The organism is Schwartzia sp. (in: firmicutes), from assembly GCF_978017985.1.
On the sequence record NZ_CDXDFU010000096.1, the window covers coordinates 1 to 5,319 of the forward strand.

Below are 5,319 nucleotides of genomic sequence, written 5' to 3' on the forward strand. Positions count from 1 at the left end.
AGTTTGTTGACTGTGCTTTAGCTTGTGGCGCCAGGTATATAGTAACGGAGGATAAGCATTTTGATGTCCTTAAAGAAATAGATTTTCCTCCAGTTGATGTCGCTAATTTGGAGGAGTTTGTGGCTAATCTGTTACAAGCAATGGGTTATCGGACAAAGGTTTCTGCTCATGGTGGAGACAATGGCATTGATATTACGGCTTATAAAGATGAACTGCCCCCTAGAATTCTAGTTCAGGTCAAGAGTCAGGACAGCGACATTAAGGAAGCGATAATTCAGTCTTTGAAAGGGGCTATGCGTGAAGGAGACTATGGCTTGTTTGTGACTTTGTCCAACTATACGAAGAATGCCCAAAAGTATCTTGAGAATACGCCTATTATTCGTGGAATCAACGGAACAGAATTGGTTGAACTTATCATGAAGTATTATGATCTACTGGATGATAAGTATAAAAACATGATTCCATTAAAGATGGTTTACATTCCTGTTTCGAAGCAACAGTGATTATAAATACACCCGTATTTCTTTAATAAAAAAGCTGACGCAGGTTTATGCGTCAGCTTTTTGCTGTCTCTTAAAGCAGTTTTTCGATATCTGCGGCGATTGCAGAGGGGACGGTAGTGGGTTCAAAGCGGGCAACTACTTCGCCGTCACGGTTCACGAGGAATTTCGTGAAGTTCCATTTGATGGAATCGCCCTCGAGATAGTGAGGGAAATTTTCCTTGAGCGCGGCTACAAGCTTCTCCGTTATAGGGTGGCTTTCGTCGAAGCCTTCAAAGCCTTTCTGACTGACGAGATATTTAAAGAGTGGCTGTGCTGTTTCGTCGCGGACATCGCCTTTTTCGAAAATCTGGAAGGTGACGCCGTAGTTAAGACGGCAGAACTGCTGAACCTCTTCGTTTGTTCCGGGGTCCTGTTCTGCGAACTGATTGCAGGGGAAGCCAAGGATTTCAAGTCCTTTATCCTTGTATTTCATATACAGATCCTGCAGCTCCTTGAACTGAGGAGTGAAGCCGCATTTGCTGGCGGTGTTCACTATGAGGAGCACCTTGCCTTTGTAGTCGGAGAGGGATTTTTCTTCGCCTTTGCTTGTTTTTACAGTGAAATCATAAATTCCCATATACGTACTCCTTTCTGTCTGTCAAAGTCCGAGCATCGCATCGAGCTTTTCTTTGTCAAAGCTAAGGACATAGTCTTTATCGTTGACTGTAGTGATAGGAACAACAAGGTCTCCGGTCAGCTTGTAGCAGGCCTCCCGGTCCGCTTCGTTTTCTTCGATATTGTGCTCCTCAAAAGCGACGTTCTTGCTTTTGAGGTATTTTTTTACCTTGTCGCACCAGGGACATTGGGTGATTGAATATACTTTTACCATGATGGGTTTCCTCCTTTTAAGCCGTTAATATATTTTTCCGCCAATAAAGCGGCTGTTGTTCCGTCAGAGGCTGCCGTGGTGAGCTGGCGTATTTCTTTTTCGCGAATATCTCCTGCGGCAAAAACACCGGGAATTTTAGTCCTGCAGTCTTCACCGGCAGGAATGCGCCCGCCGCCAATTCCAAGCTCCTCGGCAAACAGTGCCGTGTTCGGTTCAACTCCGATATTCACGAATATACCGTCAACAGAAAGAGTTGAAGTTTCACCTGTGGCTTTGTTAAGGACATCTATGCTTTCCAGTCGTCCGTCACCGTGGAGAGCTTCTATTTCCGTATCAAGAAGAATCTCTGCCTTATCATTCTCTTTAAGCCGCTGTCGGGAGACTTCATCGGCGCGGAGCTGCGAGCGGTGAATGAGATACAGCCTTTTTGCGTATTTTGTCAGGAAGTTTGCTGCATCTACTGCGGCGTTTCCGCCGCCTACTACGGCGATTGTTTTATCCTGATACATGTGTCCGTCGCAAAGCTCGCAGTAATGCACACCTTTATTTTCGTATTTGCCTGATTCTGCCAGCGGCAGCCTGCGGCGTGTCATTCCCGTTGCGATAATAACCACATCAGCTTCGTAGATGTTTTCATCTGTTTCAATGATTTTTGGCGTTGCATTAAGCCTGACCTTTTGTATCGGGTCAAATTCGTCGATAACCGCACCGAAGCTTTCTGCCTGTGCCTGCAGGTTTCCGATAAGCTCACTGCCTGAGACCTTTGTGAAGCCCGGATAGTTTTCGATGCCTGTAGCATTGGCAATCTGTCCGCCGACGATACCGTTTTCAAGGACAAGCACGGAAAAATTCATCCGCCCCGCGTATAGGGCTGCGGTTAATCCTGCCATACCTGCACCTAAGATGACGACGTTTTTGTGCGTGTGTGGTTTATCCATAAGCGCTCCTTTCTGCAGATTAAAATATATTATTGTTGTTTTTAAAAATACTCTTTTACAATTTTAATTATATATGTTGAGTATGTCATATATCAACGAAAATATAGAAAGTTTATTTATATTTAATAAAAGTGCCGGCAGATAAAATATACTTGTATTGAACAGTAATAACGATAACAATAAATTTTATTTTCATATGGCAGAGAAAATCAGTATTCTGGCATTTTAATGAAAAAAGTATATACAAACTTGACAATACCAGCCGCATAGGGTGACAATACAGACAATGAAGGCAGACCTCTTATGAAGGGATATAATGCAATGGAAAACGAAAACAAAGCTCCGAGACTTTTCGGAGAAAAATGTGACGATTATCTGTCGGTACTCACGCAGATTGATATACCACTTGCGATTTATCAGTTTGTGGACAATAAAGTAGTAACGATTTTCGTATCGGACGCGATTCTGGAGTATATGGGACATGGTATCAAGAATCGTGAGGATATGATTGATTTTTATAACGAGGATATGTATCGGTATGTGCACCCGGATGACCGCGACCGTATCATAAAGGCGGCGCGGGATTTTGCCATGGGCAGAAGCAGTGTGTACGATGTGACCTATAGGGAACAGATGCCTGTACGTAAGGGCTGGTCTGTTATTCACGCCCGTGGCTATCATCATACTATGACGGACGGGACTCGCTACGCCATCGTGTATTACGATGACGTGACTACGGCGAATGAGATGGATCGGGCGCAGGAGGATCTCATGAACCGTACTTTCTTTGAAAGTCTTGCCCGATACGATGAAGCAGTTGTGATTTTTGATGTTGAAACCCATGAGCTTTTTTATGCAAACGAGCGCATGAGGAAGATAATCGCGCCTCCTCCCGGCTATGGCAACGGTGTTTCTATAGAGGAATATCTGGGAATTGATGCGTTTCCTTATTCAGCTGCTGAGATGATTGAACGGGGCAAGTTCACCCTGATGCTGCCGGATGAAAACAAGGCCGTGATTTTTCATGCATCAAGGACGGAATGGCAGGGGCGTGAAGCATGTGTGCTGATGCTTGCAGACCGTGAGGACAGACAGTTGATAGACGAGCTGACGGCGCTGCCGTCTCTGAATTATCTCAGGGTTCACGGAGAGAAGGAGCTTTGTTCTTTGATGCCGGGCCCGAAAAAATTCAGTGTGCTTTTTTTCGATATATGTGATTTTAAGGAGTACAACTATCTTTTTGGCTATGATGCAGGAGACACGCTTTTGAGACAGTGCGCTGATGTTATCCGTGAGCATTTCAAAGGTGAGTTTGTCTGCCGTTTTTATGATGACCATTTTGTGGTGCTGAGCACGAAGGACAACCTTGAGGATGAGGTGGCATCGGTGTGCCGGGATATCCTCGGTTCGGATTTCGGTCCGACGATACAGCTCAAGGTCGGTATTTATGAGATGAAGGACCGTGATGAGGGAATCATTGCCGCCTGCGAAAAGGCGCAGCTTGCACGCAAATGGATACAGTTTGATTCGTCAAAATTCTGCTGTTTTTATGAGCCTGCCATGCAGGAGATGGATACGCTGCAGCATTATGTGGCATCCCATGTTGATGAGGCTATTGATAACGGTTGGATTGAGGTCTATTATCAGCCTGTTGCCTGCACGCTTTCCAAACGCGTATACAGTTTTGAAGCTCTTGCGAGATGGAATGATCCAGAGTATGGGCTCCTGCACCCGGGCGTTTTTATAGGCGCCCTTGAGTCATCACATCAAATCCACAAGCTGGATTCATACATGATTCTCCATGTGTGCAGGGAAATGCGTGAAGCAATGGATGAGGGTAAAACCGTAGTGCCGGTTTCTTTCAATCTTTCAAGGCTCGATTTTGTTTCATGTGATATTTTTCAAATCATTGAGGATGCGGTGAAGGCAGAAAACATCGACCGCTCGATGCTTCACATAGAGATAACGGAGAGTCTTTTTGCGGCTAATACTTATATCAAGGAGCAGGTGGTCAGATTCCATCAGGCAGGCTATGAGGTCTGGATGGATGATTTCGGAAGCGGATATTCGTCTCTTAACGTGCTTAAGGATTATGATTTTGACGCGCTGAAGATAGATATGGTTTTTCTGTCGAAATTCGACCAGAGGTCCAAGGATATTATACGTGCTATTGTCAGTATGGCGAAGGAGATAGGTATTCATACGCTGGCTGAGGGCGTAGAGACACAGGAACAGATGGATTTCCTGCGGGATATCGGATGCCAGTTCGTGCAGGGGTATTTAATAGGACGGCCTCAGCCTATTCGGGAGACGATAGCGTTGCTCAATGAACGGCAGATGCCGCTTATGAACGCAGAGGAGAGGGTGTTCTGCCGCGCGCTGGGGACAGTGGATTTTCAGACAGACCGGTCTATGGCGCTTATCTTGTTCGACGGGACGACTCAGACCTTTCTGTTCGCAAACGATGCGTTTAAGCAGTCTCTTGCGGAGATAGGGGTGGTGTCTCTCCGAGAGGCGGAGGCTATGATGAATGATCAACATACTCCTGCGGGAAGAATGTATCACAGCTTTGCCGTTCGTACGGCTGCCAGCGGAGCGCAGGAGGAGTTTACTTATGCAGTAGACGGGAAATATATGCAATTCACCTCAAAGGCGATATCCCGTCTGGATGAAAAGTATATGATTATTGTTTCGCTGGAAACGATGACCGTTCATGCGGATACGAAAAAAATAGCGCGGTTCAACCGTTATCTTATGGCGATGGCTATGAGCTACGATGAGGTCAGCCTTATTCATTTTGACGAGGATTATGTGGAGCGGATAATCAGCAACGGAGCCTTCTGCGAGGGAGAGTCTGACCGTCACAATAATCTGTTGGAAAGCCGCAACCTTTACGCAAGCATGTTTATCCACCCTGATGACTTGGAGGCTTACCTTGCTTTTTCTGAGCCGAGTACTCTAATAAGCCGCATTGAAGAGGCAGAAGCAGGGTATCTCTCCGAGGAGTTCC

General features: G+C 45.7%; 5 protein-coding genes. 2 read left to right on the forward strand and 3 right to left on the reverse strand.

Translation table 11 applies throughout. The annotated features are described in order from the left end of the window. Positions 1-503, forward strand: a 503-nt coding sequence (locus ACY69O_RS04390; protein ID WP_462332252.1) for a restriction endonuclease, incomplete at its 5' end; no start/stop codon positions are given. A gap of 70 nt (positions 504-573) precedes the next feature. Here ACY69O_RS04390 and ACY69O_RS04395 read toward each other — a convergent pair. The 3 genes from ACY69O_RS04395 to ACY69O_RS04405 are packed head-to-tail and all read right to left on the reverse strand — an operon-like array spanning position 574 to position 2,309. Then, positions 574-1,119: a glutathione peroxidase gene (locus tag ACY69O_RS04395; protein WP_462332253.1), complete on the reverse strand. Its 546-nt coding sequence runs from the start codon at positions 1,117-1,119 to the stop codon at positions 574-576. A gap of 21 nt (positions 1,120-1,140) precedes the next feature. Then, positions 1,141-1,371, reverse strand: coding sequence for a glutaredoxin domain-containing protein (locus ACY69O_RS04400; RefSeq protein ID WP_462332254.1), 231 nt, complete (start codon positions 1,369-1,371; stop codon positions 1,141-1,143). Continuing rightward, complete coding sequence (locus ACY69O_RS04405) at positions 1,365-2,309, reverse strand: NAD(P)/FAD-dependent oxidoreductase (RefSeq protein WP_462332255.1); 945 nt, start codon at positions 2,307-2,309, stop codon at positions 1,365-1,367. The genes ACY69O_RS04400 and ACY69O_RS04405 overlap by 7 nt, the downstream gene beginning before the upstream one ends. Positions 2,310-2,612: 303 nt before the next feature. Between ACY69O_RS04405 and ACY69O_RS04410 the strand changes: the two genes are divergently transcribed. Beyond that, a partial coding sequence (locus ACY69O_RS04410) for an EAL domain-containing protein (RefSeq protein WP_462332256.1) occupies positions 2,613-5,319 on the forward strand: 2,707 nt, incomplete at its 3' end.

Bases quoted from the DNA above. Each gene is read 5' to 3' on its own strand.
- ACY69O_RS04395 (WP_462332253.1), bottom strand. From the start codon at position 1,119: ATGGGAATTTATGATTTCACTGTAAAAACAAGCAAAGGCGAAGAAAAA.
- ACY69O_RS04400 (WP_462332254.1), bottom strand. From the start codon at position 1,371: ATGGTAAAAGTATATTCAATCACCCAATGTCCCTGGTGCGACAAGGTA.
- ACY69O_RS04405 (WP_462332255.1), bottom strand. From the start codon at position 2,309: ATGGATAAACCACACACGCACAAAAACGTCGTCATCTTAGGTGCAGGT.